The following is a 24,381-nucleotide window of genomic DNA, read 5'->3' as shown; positions in this document are numbered from 1 at the left end:
GTAGTTTGAACAAATTAAATCGAATATCAGCCGATACCGGCCACCCCAACCTATCCGCCGAACTGCACGACGCCATCCGAAACCGGGTGGCGTTTTTGTTTGTGCGTGGTGATGACGGTTTTGTGCTTAAGCCGCAGGCAGAGGATGGTGTGATCGGCGTCCTGGTCTGGGTGGGGTGGGGAGATGGTGGGGCGCCTGAACGGCACCTGCCGGAAGTGAAGCACCTGGCGCGCCTGATCGGGGCACGCTGGCTGCGCTTCCACTCGGCGCGTAAGGGGTGGCTCAGAGTAGCGCCGAAAATGGGGTGGGTGCGCCAGCTAGACGACGCTGACGGGCTCTATGTGTTTCAGATCAACTTGTGAGGTGAGCGATGGGAAAGGGTGGCTCGAACGAAATTCAGGAGACCGAGGCCCAGAAGGCCGCGGCCAGTGTGGCCATGGAGCAGTGGGATCTCTACAAGAACGATCTGCAGAAGTACGAGGACATCTTCATCGAGAAGGTGGATGACCTCAACAGCGAGGGGGAGTTCGACAAACTGGCGGGCACCGCAGCGCTTGGCACCGCGAAAACTTTTGGCGAGGCCCGAGCTGGCTTGGCTGATTCCATGGCTGCCAGCGGGGCAGACCCGACCAGTGGCCGGTACCAGGAGGCAATGGAAGGCCTGGCAACTGACCAGGCATTGAGCCAGACCGATACCGCAAACCGGGCGCAGTCCAGCCAGCAAGACAAGCATGTGGCAGGCCTCAAGGATGTGGTGAGCATTGGCGCAGGGCAGAAGGCTGAATCCATGGCTGGTATGGGCGATGTGGCCACAACCAGCTTGCGCAAGGCAACCAGTGATGCACAGAGCTCGTTCCAAAGTCAGCAGACGACGGCTGGTTTGGTAGGGACCCTGGCAGGAGCCGCCACCTCGTATGGGCTGGCCAGCCTGAAAGCGCCGGCTGCAACGGAGATCAAGAAAATAAGCCCTACAGCATCGGTGCTGCAGGGCAAGGGTTACTAAGGGGGATCCATGGGTTACGCCGCAGACACTTACGCCAAAATCACCCGAGAGCAGTACCAGGACTGGAAGACTCGCTTCTATCCCAAGCAGCAGGAGCTGATGGAGCTGGCCACCAACGGCCAGTTGCTGCGGGAACAACTGGGCCGGGTGGACGAGAACAACACCAACGCCTTGCGCTCTGCTCAGCAGGCCACGGCCAATCGCAATGCGCGGATGGGGCTTGGTACCAACAGCAACGCCAACGATAACAGCCAGGGGCTGCGCATGGCGTTGATGACTGCGGGTACCGAGAACGGCCTGCGTGAACAGGAGCAGACCCGGCAAATGGGGATCCTGACCGGCGCGGATGCTGGGCTGCGTGAAGCAATCAAAACCGGGGGAGGTGTGTGATGGGGTACGGCATTTTGGATATCGGCGGTCAGACTCGCCAGCAAGGTCTGGCAGGTCTGCGCGATGCGGCCAATCGAGAGTCGGAGATGGAGGCTGCCAACAAGAGCCTCAAGTCCGCCCGCCAGGGGCAGACCATGAGCGCGATTGGTACCGGCGCCTCTATGGGCGCCGTGCTGGGCATGGCGGGTTCACTCGGTGGTCCACTGGGCGCATTGGCAGGAGCAGGGATTGGTTTTCTGGCGGACAGTCTGTTTTAAGGGGGCGTGATGGGCATATCAGGATTGGCAGAAGGTTATCTGGCAGGGTTCAGCACCACGGACAGATATCTACGTGGTCAGAAAGAAGATGAGCGGATGGAGAAGTCCATGGGCCTGCGAGATGCCATGTGGCAGAACGAGCAGGAGCGGCAGAAGGTGGCAGACGAGCGCTACCAGGGGGAGCTGGAGTACAGCAAGGGGCGCGATAAGTTGGCTGATGCTCGACTTGATCGACAGTTCGCCCTCACCGAGCGCCAGGTGAAATCTGCCGAGGCGCGCGCTGGCGCTGCTGAGCGGCGTGCCACGGCACAGGAGGCTCGCCAGCAACAGGAGTACGAGTGGCAAAAAGATCTGCGAGACAAGCAGGTGTTCCAGCAGGAGAACCTGCCGATCATCCAGTCTGGCTGGCAGGCTGTATCCGAGGGCAAAGACCCAGGCCAGCAATTTTGGGGGGTAGTGCGTGATCCGCGTGCAGGCTCGTTCAACCCTGAGCGCTATCTGCAGCAGGATTATGCCGAGGCCGGCAAGACCTTCGTCACCTATGCTGGAAACCTGGTGCGCCAGGCGCAGGAAGGAAAACTGGACCCCAGCACGCCGGAAGGGCACGCCGCGGTCAACAACCCGGAATTTATCAAGGCGGCCGGCACCCTCTACCAGGATGAAGTCAGCAAAGGGGTGGGCGATATCGACCCGGACAGCGGCAAGACCATTACAGGCAAGCAGCTCAACAACATCATGATCACCCCGGATGGGCGTGGCGTAGTGCTGGGGGTGGAGGTCACCTATGACGATGGCAGCAAGGATGTCCGTCCCATCACCAACAACCGCACTTCCGCGCCTGACGATCACCCCAAGGTCATCCCCATCAACGACTTCTTGAAGCCGGCATACCAGCGGGCGACACTGGCCAAACACATGATCGGCAATGCCGACCAGTTACGGACTTCCCTCGGTTTGACGGCTGGCCCAGACCAGGCTGGCTACAAGAAGGCGGTCACCGAGCTGGAGAAGCAACACGGCCAGAACAGGGCGCGCATATCCGCCAGCAACGCCGAGGACAAGGATATGCAGCTTGAAGCGCTGGATGCCCAGCTGGAGCAGAGCAAGGCGGCGCTGGCCGATACCTTCGGCATGACCTCCAAAGCTGAGGAGCAGAAGGCGGGTGCCCCTATCAAAGAGTGGACTGGTGGCGATGCCGAGCGCCTGCAGTTCGTCAAAGAGGCGAACCAACATGGCAAGCTGAGCAGCCTGCTGGACTCCCCGGCTAGGATGAACACGGCCTTTGAGCTGTGGCGCCAGCAGGCGGCCAAACAGCGGCAGACTGAGCAGGCAGTCGTCACGGCCAATCGACTCCGCGACACGGAGACCAACGCCTATCAGGCAATGAGCCTAGCCCAGGCACGCCGATAGTTGCCTTTCACCTACCCCAGCGTTAGCATCTCTCCATCGTCGGTCAGTCTGCATGCTGATCGCCCCATCTCAAAAGCCCTGATCGGTTCGCCGCTCGGGGCTTTTCTTTTGCCCGAAAGCCGAGGACACCATGGACAAGCCTGGACTGCGTGACGCCCTGCCGCAACCGCGACAATCTGACACCCGTAATGACCCCTTCTGGAGCACGCTCGATAGCAGCCTGTCTGCCGCAGCGGCTGCACCACCCCAGCCAGCCGAGCCTGTAGCCAAACGTGATCTTGATGTAGGCCTAGGCGATGTCGCCCGCGGGGTGGGTGCCGGCGCACTGGATCTCGTGGGCGGCATTGGCGAGCTGGCACGGCAGGCCAGCAACTTCGGCAAGGAGAATGCCGGGAAGCAGGGTGGCGACTACCTGGATCAGTCCCGCGCCAACTTGGCCAGCAAACTCAGTCCTGTGCTGGACTTCGTTGCGGGAGCGGGTGATCTGGCAAAGTCTGGCGCCGAGTCGCTTTCCGAAGGTATGAGCCCTGATGCCAAAGAGGCCATGAGCCGCCGACTGGTCGATGAAACGCCGGAGGGACGCTTGACCCTGGGGGATGGCGCGGGGGATATCGATGTCTGGGCCATGAAGATGGCGCAGGGGGTTGGCTCCTTGCTGCCGACACTGGCGGCAGGCGGGGTGACAGGGGTGGCCGCCAAAGCCTCTATTGGCCGCGCTGTCACCGCATCCATGGTCAAGCGTGGCGCGACCCAGGAGATAGCCGAAGCGGTTGCCGCCAAGGCCGTGTCCAAAATTGCCACCGGCGCCGCCGTCACCACTGGTGCGACCGGGTCAGTCGGCAGTGCGGGGGTGAACACTCGTGACACCGTGCTGGGCATGAGCTTTGACGAGCTGGCGGCCAGCGACACCTTCCGCCAGGCCTTCACTCGCATCGACCAGGATCAGCAGACTGAACTCCTCTCCGATGAGGAGAAGCTGGCGCTGGCCCGGGAGGAGACGGCCAACCTGGCCAGTCGTGCCACCATGAGTGATGCCAAGACCTGGGGAGCCGCCGCCATGGGCTCCATGATGGGCGATGCCATGTTGTTCAAGATGCTGGCGGGCAAGGCTGCTGCAGGTGGTGTGCTGAAAGGTGCGGCCAAAGGAGCCATGGGTGAGGGCGTTGGTGAAACCCTGGAAGAAGGGGTTCAGCAGTATGCCGTGAATGAGGCGCTGAACGAGGTGGCCGCAGCAGACATCGATCAGATGAAGGGGGTGGTGTCGAGCGCGATCGAGGGCGGCTTGATCGGGATGGGCACCGGTGGTGCCGTAGGGGCAGTTGGCGGAATGCGGGGCGGCAAGCATATCAACCAACAGGAGGAAACCGCAGCAGATCAAGTTATCGACCCCACCACGCCGGTGATGGAGGAGGTGGGAGATCCTTCAGTGGATCCGGTGCCTACTTCCGGCCCGGCTCAAATGACCGAGCAAGAATCAGAACTGGCTGCTGATGTTGATGTTCTGGAGATGCCATTGCAGGGCGGCGGGGAGCAGAACCCGCTCGGGCCAAGCCCCAGCCAGTTCGACGAACTGCGTGACGTGCCTGCCTATCTGCGTCACGACGATACCACCGAGCGATTCAAGGGGATGGCCCAGGATAGCGAGGTGCAGCGAGCACTGGCGGGGGAATTTGGCCCCTCAGTGCAGGAGCTGGTAACTACCCAGATCCAGGGGGGAGATCAGGGCAAGAGTCTCTATGAACGCGCGCAGGGTGGTGAGCTGGGGGCTGATCCGTTCGCTGGCAACAAGAGCGCGCTGCAGGTGGCGACGGAAGGACAGCGCCCTGCCTTGCCGCTCAAGGATGTGATCTTTGCCGGTGACGCCAATGCCAAGCACAAAGGGGAAGGTGTGTCCGCGCCAGGGGATCACGATGATCGCCAGTCCGGCCCAGGCCCGCAGTTTCGTGGCAGTGAGCGCACCCGGTGGCAGAGCGGGCAGGAGGGTGATCTGCTCCCGCCTGAGGTGGTTACGGAGCAAGCCAGTATCGCGCTGCCTGGGGCGACCATTGAGGGGGAGGGGCGTGAGGTCGGCACCGAGCTCCCGCACCGGGATGTGATCTATGGCGGCGATCAGCGCCAGCCGGGTGCTACGCCGATGAAGGGAGATGTGCCGGTCGGCGAGAAGACTGACTCCATCTTTGGCCCGCTACAGACCCTGCGCATTACCCGCAAAGGCAAGCCGTTCGCCAGCGAGAAAGAGGCCGCCATGGCCAGCCGCAAGGGCAAGGAAACCCCGGTTCCCCTCAATGGCGGTGGTTTCGGCGTGGCAGAGATTGCCGAGGTAGAGCAGGTGAAGGCCGAACAGCCCACCCCTAGCCAGCCCCAACAACTCGCACCGGCCGTCGATACCGGCTACCGCGATGTTATCCCTTCCAGCGAACAATCCGAGGTGACCCATGGCCAGCCTACCCCGATACCTGCAATCAGCAGTGAGCGACCAGGTGATCAGCCTGGCGCAGGCGATCCGGTTGCAACAGGTGTTGGACCAACCCCTGCCGAACTCGCGGAGCGAGCTGGACCCGGAGATCCGGCAGATGACGCTTCTCTTGCACCTGTACCTGTCACCCAACCAGGAGAGGGAAATGCACTGACAGCCCCGGCACCTGCCGGGGTTGCTGTATCTGAAGGGGGGCAACCTGAGCAAGCCCGCGCGACTGCTGGGCCAGCGGCGGCGCCGACACCCTGGTCGGGGATGATCGATAACCCTGACGGCACCATCACCCTGGAAGGGGAAGTGGCGGCCCTCAAGTCGTGGGCGAAGGATAACGGCGTGAAGGCGATCCCGGGCAAGGGTGGCCTGGTAGTGTCCACGACCTCGGTAGCGAAGGTGCGACAGCTCACCACGCCTGCCACCAGTGAACCGGTGCAGCAGATTGAAGCGGCCCGCGCCGAGGTAGCGCCGGAGCCCACCAAGGCACAGAGAGAGGCTGGGAACTACAAGAAGGGTCACCTCAAGCTGCAGGGGCTGGACATTGCGCTCGAGAACCCCAAAGGCTCCACCAGATCCGGTACCGATCAGGATGGCAAAGTGTGGCAGTCAACCATGGCCCATGACTACGGCTACATCAAACGCACCCTGGGGGCGGACGGTGATCATGTCGATGTGTTCATCGGTGACAAGCCAGATAGCGAGATGGTCTATGTGGTGGACCAAGTGGACCCCAAGACCGGCGAGTTTGACGAGCACAAGGTGATGATGGGCTTTGCCGATGAGCAGGCCGCCCGGGAAGGCTATCTGGCGAACTACGAACAGGGTTGGGAAGGGTTGGGGGCCATCAAGTCCATGCCCGTGGATACCTTCAAGCGCTGGGTAAAGGAGGGGGATACAACCAAGCCAGTCAAGGGGCTGCGTGGTACCGGCTCTGGTAAAGCTGATGTGAATGCGATGGTGTCGGCCGCTAAGGCCGAGCGAAAGGCCGAGCGCGCCAAGGCTTTCGATGCCGTGGGTACGGGCCATCCGGATTTGGATGAGGTGATCGCCACCTTCAGCAAGGAGCCAATCCGCAATGATCGCAACGCCTCGCTTCCAGCTCAAAAGAAGGTTTACGACACTATCAAGGAGGCGCGCGGACTGCATGACGCTTACCGTTTCAGCACACTGCTTGATAGCAACTGGCAGAACGATCGAGACGAAGCCATCAAACTCGCCAAGGATGTCTATTCAGAGATAGGCGCCAAGGCAAGTAGCAAGCTGTCCGCAGCCAAACCAGTGCCAGCAGCAGGAAGCAAGGAGACCATCACCGACTTTGGCGAAAAAATTGGTGGATCTCGTAAGGATGTCTGGACTGCATATCGTGACAGCGTGCAAGGCGAGACGGCAGATGAGATTAGGGCGCTACCACTGGCCAAGGCATGGCCGGCCCCTGACTATCAGAAACTGATCGACGAGGGCTCTGACCTTGCTGCCGTGGGGCTGATGCGTGCTGCTCGCGATGCTATTCCGGCCAAACCGCGTACCGGCTACAAGGTCAGCAGTTGGGCTAATACAGTGAAGCAAATGCGTGACCTGGCGTTGGGGATACTGGACGGTTCTATCGATGTCGAGGTAGCAGGGCGGGTAATGGCCACCACCAGTCTGCGCAGCGCCCCCGCTATTTTGCACAAGGCCGAGCTATATCAGGCGGTGGGGCATCAGCGTAGCCTCGCCGATCTCGAGCTCAGTTCTGGAAGTTACAGCCTCTATAACGGTGTGAAGTACGATCCGCCTAAGAGCATTTGGACCATCAGCAGAGCGAGCAAGTCTAGTGCCTTTGGCAACTGGCCTCGCACCATCGCTCATGGCGATACTAAAGAGCAGGTGCTGGCCGCCTTCAAGGCGCGCTATGACCAGTTGACCGACACCAACAGTAAGCCCAAGGTGGTCAGCTTTGATATCTACAGCCGCAAGAATGGTAGTGGCTGGGTTGTTGGTAAGAAGGTAGGCCGCAACTATCTCGACCTGAGCCAGCCCTTCGATCAGGTAGCAGAGGCAAGAGCATATCGTGATACGCATCAGGACGAGCTGATCGCCCAACTGAAGCGGCGCAAAGATATTCCCGACGAGCGGCGTGACCTCAATCAGCCCAGAGTGGGTGAGGATATGCGAGGTGGGGCAGATGTAACCCCTGAGATGTTTGCCAACGCCTTCGGATTCCGTGGTGTGGAGTTTGGCAACTGGGTAGAGCAGGGGCGCCGACAGCGCGATCTGAACGATGCGTTCGATGCTCTGATGGATTTGGCGGCCGTGCTGGGTATTTCGCCCAAGGCCATCTCGCTAAATGGCGAGTTGGGGCTGGCGTTCGGCGCCCGTGGCAGTGGCGGCGTCAAGCCGGCCGCAGCGCATTATGAGCCCGGGAAGGTGGTGATCAATCTGACCAAAATGAACGGCGCCGGCTCGCTCGGCCACGAGTGGTGGCACGCGCTGGACAATTACTTCTCCCGACTGCGCGGCAAGGCTGGCGACAATATGACAGAAGCGCTGGACGTTGATCTGGCGGCCCGTGGCAGCGACTTCATCCACAAGGGCGAAGTGCGCAAGGAGATAGTGGTGGCGTTTGGTGCGGTGATGCGAGCCATCAAGCAAACCGCGCTCAGGGCACGCTCCAGCAAGCTCGATAGCAAGCGCACCAAGCAATACTGGACCACGAATACCGAAATGAGTGCGCGGGCGTTCGAGAGCTATCTCATCAGCAAGCTGCAGGATCAGGGGGCCAGCAACGACTATCTGGCCAATATCGTCGATGAGGCGACCTGGGAGGCATCCGCCAAGTTGGGCTGGGAGCTGGACAATAGCTATCCCTATCCGACAGCCGGTGAGGTGCCGGGCATTCGAGCCGGTTTCGACAACTTCTTCAGTACCCTCGAGACGAAGCAGGAGGGGGATCGTGTCATCCTTTTCTCGAAGCAAGCCATGGCTCAAGGGGACAAACCTGCCAAGCACCTGACTCGGGCTGAGGCTGAGTTGGTAACCCAGATGTGGTTCAAGCGGTATCGAGGGGCGAACGGCATCAAGGTACAGATCCACGCCACCCAGGGGGAGCTTGAAGGGGCCCTGGGGCTGGATGCCAAGGAAGGATTGATCCGTCGCGCGGCGTTTGACGACGATGCCGGCACCCTGCACGTAGCTGCGGACACCATTTCTGACCCCAAGCGGATGCGCGAGATCCTGCGCCATGAGGTGCTGGCCCACTACGGCCTGGCTAACGTGCTGGGCGACGGGGAATACACCAAGCTGATGAGCCGCCTCATCCAGTCGCAGAAGGACCCCAGCATGAAGCCGGTGTGGGACTGGGTAAACACCCATTACGCCGACGAGGACATCGGCACCCAAGCCGAGGAAGTGGTGGCACATCTGGCAGAATTGGAGCAGGGCGCCTGGGGCCGTGGCTGGGATCGGGTGGTTGCCATGATCACCAAAGCGCTGCGGGCTGTCGGCTTCGTGCCGGATGGCATCACGGCGGCGGAGACCCGCTCCCTTATCGAGGGGCTGGGTAAAAAGTTGCAGCGCACCGGCCCAGAGGACAACGGCCCTGATGGTGGCAAGAAGTTCAGTCAGGAGGATGCTCAGGCGCTGATCAAGAAAGGTGGTGTCAGGATGAGCCAGACGGCCACCGCTGCAGACAAGGCTATGGGAAAGCTGAATCTCGGCGCTAAGCCCGACATCATCGACAAGTCCAAGGCCAATCTGGACATGCTGCGTGCGTTGGATCGTGGCGTGGTGGAGTCCTGGGTTGATCGCGTCATCAAGAAGGCCAACACTGAGGTGCTCGACGCGCTGGCCCCCATCAAGTACGCCGAGGAGGCCGCCGGCATTACCGATGCTGCCGACTCCGGCTATGTGGCGGCACGGATGGCGACGGGGGCCGCCTCCACCATGCAGGCGACCATGCTCTACGGTCTGCCGGAGTGGAAGGATGGGGTGATTCAGCGCAAGGCCGGCACTGGGGAAAAGGACGCGCTGCTGGGCATTTTTGCTGACCTGGGTTCCGATCTACATAACTGGCTGGGATGGATGGCAGGTCACCGAGCCGAGATCCTGCTGGCTCAGGGGCGTGAGAACCTGCTCGATGCCCAGGACATCGCGGCCCTCAAGGCTCAAGGGAAAGGCAAAGAAGCCAAATTCCTTGACGCTAAGGCGCGCTGGAACCGGCTCAATGCCGCCACCCTGGACCTGGCGCAAGAGGCGGGTCTTTTCACCAAGGAAGCCCGGGCTGAGTTTGAAAGCGAGTGGTATATTCCCTTCTTCCGGGAGTCTGATGATGGTGATGTGATCGCCCCCTTCAAGCCAAAGGGCATTGCCAATCAGAATGCTGGTATCAAGAAGCTCAAGGGCGGGGAGGCCAACACCAACGACCTGCTCGAGAACATCTTCACCAGCACCAGCAAGCTGATCGACGCCTCCATGAAGAACATGGCGGCCCAGAAGACGGTTTGGAATCTGGCTGACACCGGCATCATCGAGGTAGTTGCCAAACCCAATATGATGGATTGGCGTGCTCTCAAGAATGGGAAAGACCTGATCACCGTGAAGTTGGAGGGGGAGGATTACATGATCCGAGTTGAGGATCCGGACCTCTATCGAGCCATGACCTTCTTTGACCGCAAGCCGTTCGGTGCCATGGTCAATGTGGCCGCCAAGGCCAAGCGTATCTTAACGGCAGGCATCACCGCATCCCCCGAATTCATGCTGCGCAATTTCCTGCGCGACTCCCTTTCCAGCTGGGCCATCAGCAAGGATGGCTTCAAGCCGATGATTGACTCCATTAAGGGGGTGAGGAAAACGTGGCGCATGGACGGAAGCACCATCGATGTGATGTTCAGCGGGGCCTCTTTCCTAGGCGGCTACGTGAATGGCAATGACCCGGAGGCCATGGCCGATACCGTGCGCAAGTCATTACGCCGCAAGGGGATGACCCCGGAGCAAATCGCCCGCTACGAGAAGAGCATCATCCGCAATGCGGCGCATGCCAAGGGCGTGGTGGTTGACGCATGGGAGAAATACAGCAGGGTGGGTGAGGCGGTTGAAAACGGAAACCGTGAGGCCGTTTATGACGCCGCCATCAAGGCCGGGAAGAGCCACGCCCAGGCCGCGTTCGAGTCGAAGGACCTGATGGATTTCTCCATGCTTGGTGCCTCACGCACTATGCAGGTCATGACCCAGATACTGCCGTTCTTCAATGCCAGGGTGCAGGGTCTTGGCAAGCTGACCCGCGAGCTGCGAGACAACCCGCGAGCCATCACCAAACGTGCAGGTATGATCACGGCAGCAAGCTTGGCGCTGCTGGCCCACAACTGGGACGATGAGCGCTATGAGGGGTTGCCGGACTGGGATAAGGACGCCAACTGGCACTTCTGGCTTGGTGATCATCATTGGCGGATCCCCAAGCCGTTCGAGATTGGCGTGCTGTTCGGTACCATCCCCGAGCGCATGGTCCGGGCCCTGGGTGACAAGGACACCGGGGCCCAGTTCGGGAAGGCTGTAGCCAGGGCGATAGGTGATACCTTCGCCCTCAACCCGACCCCCCAGCTCGTCAAGCCGATGGTGGAGGCTGCATTCAACTATGACAGCTTCCGAGGTGGCCCCATTGACGGTCCGCAAGACCTGAACGTCCAGGCAGAGGCGCGTTACAACGAGCAGACCAGCCTGCTGATGCGCGAGCTGGGGGAGCTCACTGGCTTCTCGCCCAAGCAGCTTGAGCACCTGGTTATCGGTTACACCGGCACCATGGGCAGCTATGTGATGGCTGCCGCTGACGGGTTGATCCGGGCTGCCAGACCTGGCGAGTCAGCAAGCTGGCGCGCCGACGAGATCCCGCTGGTGAAAGCGGTGTACCGCGGCACTGGCCCTGCAAAGTCCACTCAGCACATGGAGGAGTTCTACCGGATGCTGAACGAGGTGAACCAGCTCAAGCGCACCATTGACCAGTACCGCAGCGAGGGTCTCACCGATAAGGCCCGTGAGCTGCTGGAGGAGCAGGGCGGGATCTTGAAGTCGCGTCGCAGCCTGAGCCGCACTCAGCAGCAGGTTCGGGTGGTGCGCAACAAGATTGAGCTGATCCAGCGCGACCGCACACTGGCCGCAGAAGAGAAGCGCCGGCGCATTGATGAGATGCTGGCCCGCCGTAACGACCTGGTGTATCAGGCAGTCAACAAGAACAAGGCGAACTGGGAGTAAGGGGAAATAGCGGCCCTGGCTGAGCCTCTGTGATAGGGGTAATCTGGGGCCTTTACCGCTGAGGGCCCTGACCATGTGGATACTGTTTGCTCTGATAATGATGGTGGTGGCGCTGAAAGCGTTCAGTGCCAGCTTCACCCTGGCACTGATACCTTTTGCAGCAGGGTGTTGGTGTTTCAGCAAATCCAGCCGGAGCGATCTGGATGACTTTATGGCATTCAGCTTTTTTATTGCTCTGGTTGGATTTGCATTGAATGTGTTGATATCAGTTTGGTGAATGGCTAGTAGCAGCCATATTCGTTACAGGTCTGACTGAAAGCATTGCCATCACTATCTGTACCGTTGATGATGGTTGAATTTCCAACTCTTGTAGCAGTGCTGTTCCAAGAATTACCATCAGCATCCTGTCCAGTGGTATAAGTACTATTACCAAGTCGTTGGCTTTGCTGATTCCAGCTTGATCCTGTGTTGGGATTTTGCCCGTTTACATAAGTTGAGTTACCAAACTTCTGAACGGTGTATGTATTCCCAGTATTGTCAGTGCAGGTTCTAAAATTCCCCGAACCAATACAGTCTGCAGATACTGCTCCAGATAAAACCATCAAAGTTGTAATAGTGATCAAGCGCATCAAGACTCTCCTTTTTCTATTTGCAAATAGACCTATTTTTTATCCTTCGAAGCCGGGGTGATGTGATCAACATCAAAACTATGGTGACCATTTTTTATTTCCTTGCTGATGACCTCCAGCAACTCCCGCATCTCTCGCAATTGATCGCTAAGCGGTTCGTAACGAGCTTTGTTTATTTTTTGGGTGATGAGTACAGTCCCCGGTGGCAGCGTGCGATCAGGGGGGGTAATGTCTAACCCCTCCAAGACCTTAAATCTTTCGCCATCAGCTGAATCGATATCTTCATCGATAGTGAACTGAAGCCTCTTGACGATTTCTGCGTTGAGAGAGCGACCTGATTTATCAGCTTGCTCTTGAAGAAAGCTGCGCATCTCATCCGACATTCGTAGCGGGTATGGCTTCGGCTGGCTCATGGTCTTTTCCGGTGTTTCTATGCGGGCATTTAAACATTATCAGTGGTGATAATGGCTCTTATAGACTCACAAATCAAAGATTCTATTTGACTCTGATTCTTTTTGAATCTAGCCTTTGTTCGAGAGTTGAAAGGGTCATTTCTCATGACTTTGATTGAACAGCAACAAAACAGGAGGTTTAGGTGAGCAAGCAAACACCGCCGACGTCAATCAGGTTGCCAGAAGACCTGAAGAAATGGCTGGGCCACAGAGCGGTTGACAATGATGTCAGCCTCACAAAAGAAGTGCTCTCAATTCTGTATGCGGAGATGAAGAGGGGGAGCGGGAACGATGAGAGCAAAGCGGCATAGTGCCAAAAATAGTTCGGCCCCAGCGGGTGCAACCGCTAAGGCCGATGAATGTAAACCCACCACGCAAATGATTGGAGTTACGGTATGACTATACAACAACAGTATCAGCAAACCAAAGTTTTGGCAGGGCCGCAGAATTCCATGCCGGTGATTGCCGGGGTGGAGATCACCACTGATGATGCTGGCAGGTTCAACCTGAACGCCCTTCATCGAGCCAGTCAGCTCGGATCAAGCAAGGCCCCCGCCCAGTGGCTTCGTACCAAGCAGGCGCAGGAGTTGGTAACTGAGGTCGAAAAACAAACTGTGCAGATTTGCATAGTTTCCGTTGAGGGCCGTAATGGTGGCACTTTCGCCCACGAACTGCTGGCGATCTCCTATGCCGGTTGGATCAGTCCCGCCTTCCAGCTCCAGGTCAATCAGGTGTTTCTGGATTACCGTACCGGCAAGCTGGGCCCGGTCACCCCTCAACTGACCACCATGGAGATCCTGCAGATCGCCATGCAGTCAGAGCAGGAACGGTTGCGCTTGGAGGCAGCCAATCACAAGCTGGAGCTGCAGGTGGAAGCGGCCAAGCCCAAGGTGGAGGCGCTGGATCTGATTGCCACTGCTGACGGCTCGCTGAATCTGACCGAGGCCGCCAAGGCGTTGCAGCAGCAGCCGAAGAAGTTCAACCAGCAACTGTGCAGTCAGCGCTGGATCTACAAACGTGCCGGCGGCAAGCAGTGGCTTGGCTATCAGGACAAGGTGCAGCAAGGGCTGGTTGAGCACAAGGTGACGATGGTGCCCTTGGCTGATGGCGGAGAGCGCCTTTGTGAGCAGGTTCGTATCACTCCGAAGGGGCTTACAAAGTTGGCTCAGCAGTTCAGTGTAGGCGGTGTGCAATGAGCGCCGCCCAACTGCAGGTTGAGTTGAATGCACTGCTGGGGGAGTTGGAGGTTATCGACCTTTGCCCCCAGGAACGCAGGGCGCTTGTTGACAGGATCCAGCGCATGATGCCTGACAGAGCTGAATAATACTGATGGGGCTACGGCCCCATTTTTAATACCCAAATCAGTCCGAAAATGATAAATTCAAGAAATGCACTGTATGTGTATACAGTATTTCACAGCCGAGAGGCTGAGAGAGAAAGGGAGACATTGGATGGCACCATCATTGGTAGAACTAGAAGAGTTTATCGAGACATTGGATTTGACGCCTCAGGAGGAAGATAGATTCGCGCGCATTCTTGAAAAACTTCGCGATGAAACCACAGCGTCGTAATGATGTGGAAGGATTCGGATTAGCCCGCCACTGTGCGGGCTTTTCTATGTCTGCAAAGCGGGAATTTCTTGGGGCAATTTTGGGGCAAAACGAGAGGGAAAATACGGGGAAATGGGGGGGGGATTGACCTTAAGACGTATTGTGAAAAAGCAGTTAAATCACAGGTATGGCGCGCCTTTCGGGCGGTTTCAGCTTACACGATGATGTTGTTGCTGCTTAACAAAGGAGATGTCCCAGGTTGTCTGTCAAATGGCGCGCATTATGGCACAGATCCCCCGAAAGTTTTAGCAAGAACTGTGATCGGGGCCCATTGCACCGGGGGCCAGCTGGCGAGAAAGCCGTCACTTGCCGGGAGGGCGGGAAGGGGGAGGCGAGAGGGGAGGCCCGGAATAAGAAAAGCCGGCACAGGGCCGGCTTTGGGGCGGTCAGACAACCTTAGTGGGCGGAGGCGCCGGAGGCACCGAGCCCGGTCTGGGAGCGGACGAATTGCGGGAAGAACTTCTGGTGTTCCTCGCTGGCGTTCTGGGACTTGTCGGTGACCGAGAAGAACCAGATCCCGACGAAGGCCAACCCCATGGAGAAGAGCGCCGGGTACTCGTAGGGGAAGATGGCCTGGGCATGGCCCAGCACCTTCACCCACACAGTCGGGCCCAGGATCATCAGGGTCACGGCGCTGATGAGGCCCAGCCAGCCACCGTAGACGGCGCCGCGAGTGGTGAGGCGGGACCAGAACATGGAGAGGAACAGCACCGGGAAGTTGCAGCTTGCCGCGATGGAGAAAGCCAGACCCACCATGAAGGCGATGTTCTGCTTCTCGAACAGTATGCCCAGACCGATGGCGACGACGCCCAGCACCAGGGTCGTCATCTTGGAGACGCGCAGCTCGTCGGCTTCGTTGGCCTTGCCTTCCTTGATGACGCAGGCATAGAGGTCGTGGGAGACCGCAGAGGCGCCCGCCAGGGTCAGCCCGGCAACCACGGCGAGTATGGTGGCGAAGGCCACGGCGGAGATGAAGCCGAGGAACAGGCTGCCACCCACGGCGTCGGCCAGATGGACGGCCGCCATGTTGGTGCCCCCCAGCAGGGCGCCGGTGGCGTCCTTGAAGTCCGGGTTGGTGCTGACCAGCAGGATGGCACCGAAGCCGATGATGAAGGTCAGGATGTAGAAGTAGCCGATGAAGCCGGTGGCATAGAACACAGATTTACGGGCTTCCTTGGCGTCGCTCACGGTGAAGAAACGCATCAGGATGTGGGGCAGACCTGCGGTACCGAACATCAGGGCCAGCCCTAAGGAGATGGCGGAGATGGGGTCGGCCACCAGGCCACCCGGGCTCATGATGGCGGCGCCATTGGCATGGACCTTGACCGCCTCACTGAACAGGGCACCGATGTCGAAGTTGACGGACTTCATCACCATGATGGCCATGAAGGAGGCGCCGGAGAGCAGCATGACCGCCTTGATGATCTGGACCCAGGTGGTGGCCAGCATGCCGCCGAACAGCACGTAGAGCACCATCAGTATGCCGACCAGCACCACGGCCACATGGTATTGCAGGCCGAACAGCAGCTCGATGAGCTTGCCGGCACCCACCATCTGGGCGATGAGGTAGAGGGCTACCACCACCAGGGAGCCGCTGGCGGAGAGGCTGCGTACCGAGGTCTGCTTGAGGCGATAGGAGGCCACGTCGGCGAAGGTGTACTTGCCGAGGTTGCGCAGCCGCTCTGCGATCAGGAACAGTATGATGGGCCAGCCCACCAGGAAGCCGATGGAGTAGATGAGGCCGTCATAGCCCGAGGTGTAGACCAGGGCGGAGATGCCGAGGAAGGAGGCGGCGGACATGTAGTCACCGGCGATGGCCAGACCGTTCTGGAAACCGGTGATGCGACCACCGGCCGCATAGTAGTCGGAGGCCGAGCGGTTGCGCTTGGAGGCCCAGTAGGTGATGAACAGGGTGGCGGCCACGAAGGCCACGAACATCACTATGGCCGAGATGTTGAGGGGCTGGCGTTGCACCTCGCCGGTCAGCGCATCGGCCGCCAGCAAGGGAGTGGAGGCCAGGCCGGTGAGCAGCAGCAGAGACTTGCCTTTCATGATTGCACTCCCTTGAGGATCTTCTGGTTCAGCTCGTCAAATTCGCCGTTGGCCCGCAGCACATAGATGCCGGTCAGCACGAAGGAGGAGACGATGAGGCCCACGCCAACCGGGATGCCGCGGGTGATGCTGGAGCCTTCGCTGAGCGGGGTGCCGAGCCAGCCCGGGGCGAAGGCGATGAGCAGGATAAACGCCAGGTAGAGCCCCAGCATCAGGATGGAGAGGGTCCAGGCGAAACGCTGGCGTTTGCTGACCAGCTCCTTGAAGTTGGGATCTTGCTGGATCCTCAGATAACGTTGCTGTTCCATTGCAGTTCTCCGTGACGGTTGTGTCAGCTGTGATTGAAGGGTGTCCCTACCGAGCAGGGGGCTGCTCATGTAATCAAAATGTGAAGCAAATGTTATTTTCGGACAATTAGACTTTGGGATAAGCCAGGGGGCCGCCCTGATGCAGGCGCAGGAAGATGAGGGCGGCGGCGGTGGCGTCACTCAGGGCGTCGTGGAGGGGCAGGGGCGGCAACCCCAGGTGCTGGCAGATGGCGGTCAGATGCAGGTCGATGACGGCGTCGGGATAGCGCCGATAGAGGTGGTCGTGATAGAGGCGGCTCACCTCTATGCCACGCTGGGGCAGGCGCAGCCCCCAGCGCCGCTGGCAGGCCAGATTGAGGATCCGCAGATCATAGGCGATGTGGTAGCCCACCAGTTCACGGGGCCCGATGAAGGCCAGCAGCAGGCGCAGCGCGGCCTCCAGCGTCATGCCCTGTTGCAGATCCTGATGGCGCAGGCCGTGGATCACCACAGACTGCGCACTCAGACTGGCCGGAGGCTGCACCCTGATGGTGAGGGCCTCGCCGGTCAACACCCGGTTGCCCTGGATGCGCACAGCCCCGATGGAGACGATATCCGCCTTGGCGGGATCCAGGCTGGTGGTCTCGAAATCGAGCGCCACCCACTCCTCCTTTGGGGGCGTCGCAAAGAGCGGGGCAAACTCCCCGTCCCAAAAGCCCCGACCCAGCCAACGACGTCGCCAATGGTGCCACATGCCTATTGCCTAAGACGAAAGTGCAAGGTGAGCCACTGCTGGAACTTCTTCACCTGATGCAGGGCATGGCGCAGCAGATCCCGCTCACCGTGAGCGAGTTCGGCGACCTGTACCCGGCTGTCGCCATCCTTGAGCTGGCTGCGCAGTCGCAAGCGGATGAAGAGCCGGAAGGCTTCCACCAGGTTGGCGCCATAGTCGGGGCTGAGGCGCCCCGCGGCCACCAGGGCGTCGATCCGCCCCAGGGTCGAGGTCTCCAGCACTCCTGCCTCCAGGGCCAGCACCCGCAGGCCGTGCACCAGGGGGAAGAGGCCGCCACGCTTGAGATCCAGCCCCTCGGGGGCCTGCTCCAGCCGGCCAAAGAGGGTGAGGGGGGTGTGGAAGGCAACCGCCGCCCGGGCCATCTCCGCCAGCAGATCCGGCCTGTCGGCCAGGCGCTCTCTCAGGTGGCGGGCGAGGGGGGCGAGCAGGGGGCGATCCCCCATGATGGCCTGGGCATCGGCCAGGGTGGCGAGCCACAGCAGGTCGGCCTCGCTGGCGCGCACGCACGCCTGCTCTATCTCATCCCGCCACTGCCGGGCGCCCTTGACCCACTCCGGATTGCTGACCATCACCTTCCCCGGGCAGGGGGGATAGCCGAGCCGCGCGAGCAGGGCGCTGAAGGTGGCCAGATCGGCCTGCTGATCGGGCCAATGCAGGTCATCCGGCAGGATCAGGGCGTTGTCCTGATCGGTTTTCTGGATCTGCTCGCCGCGCCCCTCCGAGCCCAGCATCAGCAGGCACACCTGCTCCTGCACCTCGGTGGGGATCACCAGGGCGAAGGCCTTGGCGATCAACTGCTCGTTGATGGTGGCAATGAGCTTCATCAGAAACAGGGTATGGATCCCCTGGGCAAACAGGGTGCGAATGAGTTGCTGCTGCTCCCTGGCCACCGCCTCCAGGACCGCCTGGCTGTCTGCCCGGGCGATGCGCAGGGTCAGCACATGGGAGTGGGCGGAGAAGAGCCCCAGCACCTGGGTCAGGTGCAGTATCCCCGCCACCTCCTGCCCCTGCCAGATGACCAGCCGCTTGATGCGGTGGCGGGTCATCAGCAACAGGGCGTCGAACAGATAGCTGCCTTGCGCCAGGCCGATCAGCGGCGCCGGGGTCAGCACCGCCAGCGGCGCCGTCAGGGGCAGCCCCTTGAGGGTCAGGGCATGGAGCAGGGTCTTGCGGGTGGCGAGGCTCAGGCTGCCGTCAGCGGCGGGATAGAGCAGGCAATCTGTGCCCCGGCTGGCCATGGCTTCGCTGGCGGCAAGCAGACTGGTCTGGCTCTCCAGCAGCAGGGGGGGCTGCAGGTGGCCGGGGTCGATGCGGGTCAGGATGAATTCCGCCAGGTTCTGTTGCCCGAGCTGGCCGCGGCGCTCCTGCTCTCGCTGACGCTCGGCCAGGGTGGCGGTGAAATAGTGTGCGAAGGCGGGGTGCGCATCGCACAGCCCCAGGAAGGTGTCGCGGGGGATCAGCTGGCAGAGAGTGTCCTCCAGGGCGCTGAAACGATGGCGGCAGCGGCCGTCGAACTGGGCGCGGACATCGAACATGTCCCCCACGCCATAGTCGCCGAAGGGCTGATGGGGCCCCGACTCTTCCACCGCGCCCTTGATGACGAGGTAGAGGCCGGGGGGCTCATCCCCCGGCTGTTGCACCGTCTGGCCGGCGCGAAAGTAGCAGATGCTGAGGCGTTGGCCGAGCCGTTCACGGGCCGCTTCACCCAGGCAGTCAAAGGGGGGGCGGGCAAAATCGAACAGAAGTGACATGAAAACTCTCGGCCTGTGGGCATGGGGCCAGTCTGGCAAAGGGGCCAGGGCGGGGCCAGCCGACTTTAGTCGCAGAGCCGGGCTGGCCTCCCTGTACCTGCCGATAACACTCTGGTAACGTTGTGGTATGACCAGTGTCGGTACAAGGAAGAGGAAGGAAATGGACAAGCCAAGGATCAGATGCGAGATCCGGGACGGCATCGCCGAGGTGATGCTGACCCGGGGGGACAAGCTCAATGCGCTGGACAGAGCCATGTTCGGCGCCATCGACGAGACGCTGAACCAGCTCGCGCGCCACAAGGGGCTGCGGGCGGTGATCCTGCACGGCGAGGGACGGGCGTTCTGCGCCGGGCTGGATGTGAAATCCATGCTGAGGCAGCCGGTGGCGGCCCTGGAAATATTGAGACGCGAGGCGGATGAGGCGACCAACCTGGCCCAGCGGGTCGCCTATGGCTGGCACCAGTTGCCGGTGCCGGTGATCGCCGTGACCCAGGGGGTCTGTTTCGGCGGCGGCCTGCAGATTGCGCTCGGGGCCGATTTTCGTTTCAGCACCCCGGATTGCCGCTTCTCGGTGATGGAGATCAAGTGGGGCATCATCCCCGACATGAGTGGCAGCGTCACCCTGCGCAATCTGATGGGGGTGGACGTGGCCATGGAGCTGGCCATGAGCGGCCGCGAGCTGGATGCCCAGGAGGCGCGGGCGCTCGGGCTGGTGAGCCGGGTCTGCGAGGATCCCCTAGACGCGGCGCGGGAGTTCGCCAGGACCCTGATCACCAAGTCGCCGGATGCGCTGGCGGGGATCAAGCAGCTCTACCATCAGGCCTGGGCCCGCAGCGATGAGGTGATGTTAAAAGAGGAGACCCGGCTGCAAAAGCAGATCCTGGGGCGCCCCAACCAGTGGCGGGCGACCCTCAACAGCCTGTTTCGCTGGCGGCTGCCGTTCGGACCCCGCCGCAACGCGCTCTGAACCGGCGCTCACTCTCAAGAGAGCACAAATAAAAATGGCAGCCTAAGCTGCCATTTTGCATTGTATCGTCTGATTACTTGACGGTATCCGGGTCTGCCTCGAAGGGGTGGCCGGTTTGCTCGCGCATCAGGTTGACCTCGGCGCGGTTGTCAATCCAGTAATCCGCGTTCTTGATGCCGAGTTTCTCCGGGTGGAACACGGGATCAACCCCCTGTGCCAGCTGTGCCTCGTAATCCTTGAGGCAGGCGAAGGCGGGTTTTTGCAGCATCAATATGGCACCGATGTTGAGCCAGGCCATCAGGCCGACCCCGATGTCACCCAGACCCCAGGCCAGATCGGCGGTCTTGACGGTGCCGTAGACGGTGGCAGCCATCAGCGCAATCTTCAGCAGGAAGGTGAGCCAGGGACGGTTAATCTTGCGGTTGATAAAAGCGATGTTGGTTTCGGCTATGTAGTAGTAAGCCACTATGGTGGTGAACGCGAAGAAGAACAGGGCGATGGCGACGAAGTAGTTGCCAAAGCCGGGCATCATGCTCTCCATGGCGGTCTGCACATAGCCGGGGCCTGCCGCGATGCCGGCGATGCCGGTGTAGATGGCGGCGCCGTCCGGTCCCTGCACGTTGTAGAGGCCTGTGATGAGCAGCATAAAGCCGGTGGCGGAGCAGACGAACAAGGTGTCGATGTAGACGGAGAACGCCTGCACCAGGCCCTGCTTGGCCGGGTGGCTCACGGCGGCGGCGGAGGAGGCGTGGGGGCCTGTGCCCTGAGCCGCTTCGTTGGAGTAGACCCCACGTTTGACGCCCCACATGATGGCCAGACCCAGAATGGCACCGAAACCGGCTTCCATCCCGAAGGCGCTCTTCCAGATCAGCAGGATCACACCCGGCAGCTGGCCGATGTTGAGGGCGATGATGACGCAGGCGACGATGATGTAGCCCAGCGCCATGAAGGGCACCACAGTACTGGCGAAGTTGGCGATGCGCTTGACGCCGCCGAAGATGATGAAGCCGAGCAGCAGCGCCAGACCGGCGGCGGTGACGTTCGGATCGATGTCAAAGGCGGTCTGCAGGCTGGAGCCGATGGAGTTCGCTTGCACCCCAGGCAGCAAGACGCCGCAGGCGAAGATGGTGGCGATGGCGAAGGTCCAGGCGTACCACTTCATGCCGAGCCCTTTCTCGATGTAGAAGGCCGGGCCGCCGCGGTATTCACCGTTGATCTTCTCCTTGTAGACCTGACCCAGGGTGGACTCCACGAAGGCGGAGCTGGCGCCGAGGAAGGCGACCATCCACATCCAGAACAGGGCGCCCGGGCCCCCGAAGGTGATGGCGGTGGCGACGCCGGCGATGTTGCCGGTACCGACCCGACCGGCCAGGGTCATGGAGAGTGCCTGGAAGGAGGAGACACCGGCATCGTTGCCCTTGCCCTGGAACATCAGGCGCACCATCTCTTTCATGTGGCGCAGTTGCAGGAAACGGCTGCGCAGGGAGAAGTAGAGGCCCACCCCCAGACACAGATAGATGAGCGCTGGGCTCCAAATCACGCCATTGATGGCATTGACGATCTCATTCATGTACAACAACTCCTTTGTTGCGCTGTCTTGGCGAGGTCTATATGCCTCGCTCCCTTAACATTGAAATATGCGGTGACCAAGGGGGCCACTCAGTATTGTGCGGGACTTTCGACTGGTTAGTCCGCGGGATTTAACATATCGGTTTGTATCGGCCCTTCCTAGTGAAAAGTGTTGTCACTTTGTTAATTTGTGAATTGACATTAACAAATGGTGCGTGGAACTGGACAAGATTCGGAACTTACCCATCAGGTGCATCTTTTCCAGATCCAGGAGCCCGCAGGGCATAGTGCAAATAGGAGGCCAGGAGTGACAATGAGAGAAGATAACTGCACCATTCGTCTCGCCGAGCGGGGGGATGGCGCCCTGTTGTCGGCGCTGTTCGCACAGCTGGGTTATCCGACCCCGGGCGAGGAGGTGGACGGACGGCTGGCCGAGCCGGATCCCGCTCGGGAGGTGCTGGTGGCAGAGCGTCATGGAAACATGGTAGGGGTGCTGATCTGGCATCGGCTGCAACCCATGCACCTTGCACCAGCCTGGGGCCTGATCTCGGCGCTGGTTATCGATGAAGGTGCAAGGAGCGGCGGCATGGGCGCCCAGCTGCTGGCAGAGGCCGAGGCGCGGGCGCTGGCCTCGGGTTGCAGCCAGCTGGAGCTCTCCAGCAGCCTAAAGCGCGAGGGGGCTCACCGCTTCTACCTGGCGCAAGGGTATGGCGAGCGGCCGAAACGGTTCGTGAAATTATTCTGATGTGGCATGAGGAGTCTGTGTGTTCTGGTCCAGGTTTAAAGCGGTATTCGGTCTTGCCTCTCCCGGGGAGCATCATGCCCCGCAGGCGCTGGAGTGGCAGCAGGCTCTGGCGGCCGTGCCCATCTTGCAAGGCTTCTCCCGCGATGAAGAGCAGCAGCTGATTGAACTGGCCCGCCACTTCCTCTCCCGCAAGACGCTGACCCAGCTCGGGGTCGAGCTCAGCCCCCGTCAGCAGGGAGTGCTGGCCCTGCAGGCGGTGCTGCCCATCTTGCATCTGGGGCTGGAGTGGTATCGCGGCTTTCATGAGGTGATCATCATTCCCGAGCCCGTTACCCGCCGCCAGGAGGTGCTGGACGAGTTCGGGCTGGTGAGCGAGTGGGAGGAGGAGAACGCCGGCGAATCCTGGCCTCAGGGGCCCCTGGTGCTGGCCTGGAGCGAGTTGCAGCAGGATGGGGACTGGGATGGCTTCAACCTGGTGATCCACGAGCTGGCGCACAAGCTCGACATGCTGGGGGGGGATGCCGACGGGGGGCCGCCGCTCCCGAGCGGCATGGATCAGCGGCAATGGACCCAGGCGCTGCAGAGCGCGTTCGATGAGATGAATGCAGAGCTGGCCAGGGGAGAGGTGACGCAGATAGACCCCTATGCCGCCACCCACCCCGCCGAGTTTTTCGCGGTGTGCAGCGAGAGCTTCTTCACCGAGCCCCTGCGCCTGCGGGCCGTCTATCCCGCCGTCTACGAGCAGCTCGCCCGCTTCTATGGTCAGCAGCCTGCCGCCCGCTTCCCGGCCACCCGGTTGCTGGCGGGAGATGCCGAGGGGCACAGTTGACCGGCGTCCCGGCGACAGAAAAACAAAAGGCACCCGAGGGTGCCTTTTGTATGGGCGCGAGCGCCAGGGCGCGGCAGATTATGCGGCAGCCTTGAGCTGGACTGCGGCGGCTTTCTTGTGATCGCCAATCGGCAGCACAGTGCGGCCGAACTGCTCGTTGATCACTGTGGCCATGGCCAGGTAGATGGCGCTGGCGCCGCAGATGATGCCTTCGAAACCGGCGATGGTGCCGATCAGGGTGCTGCCGGTGAAATCACGGGCGGCCAGCAGGAAGAAGAGCACGGTCAGGGAGGCGAACACGAACTGCTTCACGCGCGGGAAGTTGACGGTGCCAACCAGCATGAAGAGGGTGAACATGCCCCACATCAGCAGGTACCAGCCCATGTAGGCGTGGGGAGTGGCTTCGGCCAGACCCATGGTCGGCATCACCAGCAGGAACACCAGGCTCCACCAGAAGGTGCCGTAGGAGATGAAGGCGGTGACACCGAAGGTGTTGCCACGCTTGAACTCCATGATACCGGCGATGATCTGGGCCAGACCGCCATAGCACAGGCCCATGGCCAGGATCATGGCGCTGATGGGGAAGAAACCTGCGTTATGGATGTTCAGCAGAATGGTGGTCATACCGAAACCCATCAGACCCAGAGGGGCAGGGTTGGCCAATTTTTCGCTCACGTGGCGTTCTCCAAAAATAGAGGTGGGGGTTGATAAAAGACGCGCGATTTTAGGCAGGCTCTTGGCCCTGAGCAAGGGGGTGAGGGGGCTAAATGGTAAAAAAATGACACGAAATTTTAAGTGACCAACCATTCGTGCCATTCAGGTAGATGGCTGGTGAACGAAAAACGTTTTCAAGGTTGCGCTTTTGTATGAATGGCACCTCAAGATGAAACTCGGTAACGGCAATGGCAACTGAGGTTGGTGGAGCCTTGGAAACCCCGGACGGTG

At 60.5% G+C, this 24,381-nt stretch carries 20 protein-coding genes; 12 read left to right on the top strand and 8 right to left on the bottom strand.

Annotated features, from left to right (window positions below; all coding sequences use genetic code 11):
- The first annotated feature begins 5 nt into the window (after nt 1-5).
- From AB5Y91_RS10385 to AB5Y91_RS10355, 7 genes are all read left to right on the top strand, one after another.
- Nucleotides 6-362, top strand: a complete 357-nt coding sequence (locus tag AB5Y91_RS10385) for a hypothetical protein (protein WP_106887126.1) — start codon at nt 6-8, stop codon at nt 360-362.
- Between the two features lie 8 nt (nt 363-370).
- Nucleotides 371-1,003 carry a hypothetical protein gene (locus tag AB5Y91_RS10380; RefSeq protein WP_368169721.1) on the top strand — a complete coding sequence of 211 codons (633 nt, stop codon included), beginning with the start codon at nt 371-373 and terminating at the stop codon, nt 1,001-1,003.
- A gap of 9 nt (nt 1,004-1,012) precedes the next feature.
- Entirely contained in the window at nt 1,013-1,393 is a 381-nt protein-coding gene (locus AB5Y91_RS10375; RefSeq protein WP_163136131.1) for a hypothetical protein, read from the top strand.
- Nucleotides 1,393-1,650, top strand: coding sequence for a bacteriocin (locus AB5Y91_RS10370; RefSeq protein ID WP_163136129.1), 258 nt, complete (start codon nt 1,393-1,395; stop codon nt 1,648-1,650). Before AB5Y91_RS10375 ends, AB5Y91_RS10370 begins: the two co-directional genes overlap by 1 nt.
- Nucleotides 1,651-1,659: 9 nt before the next feature.
- Nucleotides 1,660-3,060 (top strand): hypothetical protein, encoded by a 1,401-nt coding sequence (locus AB5Y91_RS10365; RefSeq protein WP_368169720.1) that lies wholly within the window; start codon nt 1,660-1,662, stop codon nt 3,058-3,060.
- Nucleotides 3,061-3,190: 130 nt separating this feature from the next.
- Entirely contained in the window at nt 3,191-11,752 is an 8,562-nt protein-coding gene (locus tag AB5Y91_RS10360; RefSeq protein WP_368169719.1) for an LPD38 domain-containing protein, read from the top strand.
- A 73-nt stretch (nt 11,753-11,825) separates the two neighbouring features.
- On the top strand, nt 11,826-12,029 hold the full coding sequence (locus AB5Y91_RS10355) for a hypothetical protein (protein ID WP_368169718.1): 204 nt from the start codon (nt 11,826-11,828) through the stop codon (nt 12,027-12,029).
- A 4-nt stretch (nt 12,030-12,033) separates the two neighbouring features.
- Here the strand turns inward: AB5Y91_RS10355 and AB5Y91_RS10350 are convergent, their stop codons facing one another.
- Nucleotides 12,034-12,381 (bottom strand): hypothetical protein, encoded by a 348-nt coding sequence (locus tag AB5Y91_RS10350; protein WP_368169717.1) that lies wholly within the window; start codon nt 12,379-12,381, stop codon nt 12,034-12,036.
- A gap of 32 nt (nt 12,382-12,413) precedes the next feature.
- Entirely contained in the window at nt 12,414-12,794 is a 381-nt protein-coding gene (locus AB5Y91_RS10345) for an Arc family DNA-binding protein (RefSeq protein WP_368169716.1), read from the bottom strand.
- 182 nt (nt 12,795-12,976) lie between these two features.
- Between AB5Y91_RS10345 and AB5Y91_RS10340 the strand changes: the two genes are divergently transcribed.
- Both AB5Y91_RS10340 and AB5Y91_RS10335 read left to right on the top strand, forming a co-directional pair.
- Nucleotides 12,977-13,144 (top strand): hypothetical protein, encoded by a 168-nt coding sequence (locus AB5Y91_RS10340; protein ID WP_368169715.1) that lies wholly within the window; start codon nt 12,977-12,979, stop codon nt 13,142-13,144.
- 84 nt (nt 13,145-13,228) lie between these two features.
- Nucleotides 13,229-14,029: a phage antirepressor KilAC domain-containing protein gene (locus AB5Y91_RS10335; protein WP_368169714.1), complete on the top strand. Its 801-nt coding sequence runs from the start codon at nt 13,229-13,231 to the stop codon at nt 14,027-14,029.
- Between the two features lie 810 nt (nt 14,030-14,839).
- Here AB5Y91_RS10335 and AB5Y91_RS10330 read toward each other — a convergent pair.
- From AB5Y91_RS10330 to AB5Y91_RS10315, 4 genes are all read right to left on the bottom strand, one after another.
- On the bottom strand, nt 14,840-16,495 hold the full coding sequence (locus AB5Y91_RS10330; protein ID WP_139745698.1) for a cation acetate symporter: 1,656 nt from the start codon (nt 16,493-16,495) through the stop codon (nt 14,840-14,842).
- Nucleotides 16,492-16,803, bottom strand: coding sequence for a DUF485 domain-containing protein (locus AB5Y91_RS10325; RefSeq protein WP_111912022.1), 312 nt, complete (start codon nt 16,801-16,803; stop codon nt 16,492-16,494). The genes AB5Y91_RS10330 and AB5Y91_RS10325 overlap by 4 nt, the downstream gene beginning before the upstream one ends.
- 106 nt (nt 16,804-16,909) lie before the next feature.
- Entirely contained in the window at nt 16,910-17,536 is a 627-nt protein-coding gene (locus AB5Y91_RS10320; RefSeq protein WP_368169713.1) for a 3'-5' exonuclease, read from the bottom strand.
- A gap of 2 nt (nt 17,537-17,538) precedes the next feature.
- Nucleotides 17,539-19,326: a putative nucleotidyltransferase substrate binding domain-containing protein gene (locus AB5Y91_RS10315; RefSeq protein ID WP_368169712.1), complete on the bottom strand. Its 1,788-nt coding sequence runs from the start codon at nt 19,324-19,326 to the stop codon at nt 17,539-17,541.
- Nucleotides 19,327-19,486: 160 nt separating this feature from the next.
- Here AB5Y91_RS10315 and AB5Y91_RS10310 point away from each other — a divergent pair, with 160 nt between their 5' ends.
- A complete protein-coding gene (locus tag AB5Y91_RS10310; RefSeq protein WP_368169711.1) occupies nt 19,487-20,293 on the top strand; it encodes a crotonase/enoyl-CoA hydratase family protein in 807 nt (268 codons plus the stop codon).
- A gap of 73 nt (nt 20,294-20,366) precedes the next feature.
- Here AB5Y91_RS10310 and AB5Y91_RS10305 read toward each other — a convergent pair whose 3' ends face one another.
- On the bottom strand, nt 20,367-21,863 hold the full coding sequence (locus tag AB5Y91_RS10305) for a sodium:alanine symporter family protein (RefSeq protein WP_163136877.1): 1,497 nt from the start codon (nt 21,861-21,863) through the stop codon (nt 20,367-20,369).
- Between the two features lie 312 nt (nt 21,864-22,175).
- Between AB5Y91_RS10305 and AB5Y91_RS10300 the strand changes: the two genes are divergently transcribed.
- Entirely contained in the window at nt 22,176-22,607 is a 432-nt protein-coding gene (locus tag AB5Y91_RS10300; protein ID WP_368169710.1) for a GNAT family N-acetyltransferase, read from the top strand.
- Between the two features lie 19 nt (nt 22,608-22,626).
- A complete protein-coding gene (locus AB5Y91_RS10295; protein WP_368169709.1) occupies nt 22,627-23,436 on the top strand; it encodes a zinc-dependent peptidase in 810 nt (269 codons plus the stop codon).
- Between the two features lie 78 nt (nt 23,437-23,514).
- On the opposite strand, the gene AB5Y91_RS10290 is transcribed toward AB5Y91_RS10295, so the two are convergent.
- Entirely contained in the window at nt 23,515-24,111 is a 597-nt protein-coding gene (locus AB5Y91_RS10290; protein WP_005315399.1) for a GPR1/FUN34/YaaH family transporter, read from the bottom strand.
- Nucleotides 24,112-24,381 lie beyond the last annotated feature (270 nt).

This window comes from Aeromonas sp. R4-3 (genome assembly GCF_040908275.1).
GTDB classification, from domain to species: domain Bacteria; phylum Pseudomonadota; class Gammaproteobacteria; order Enterobacterales; family Aeromonadaceae; genus Aeromonas; species Aeromonas rivipollensis.
This window is presented reverse-complemented; position numbering and strand designations above follow the sequence as displayed.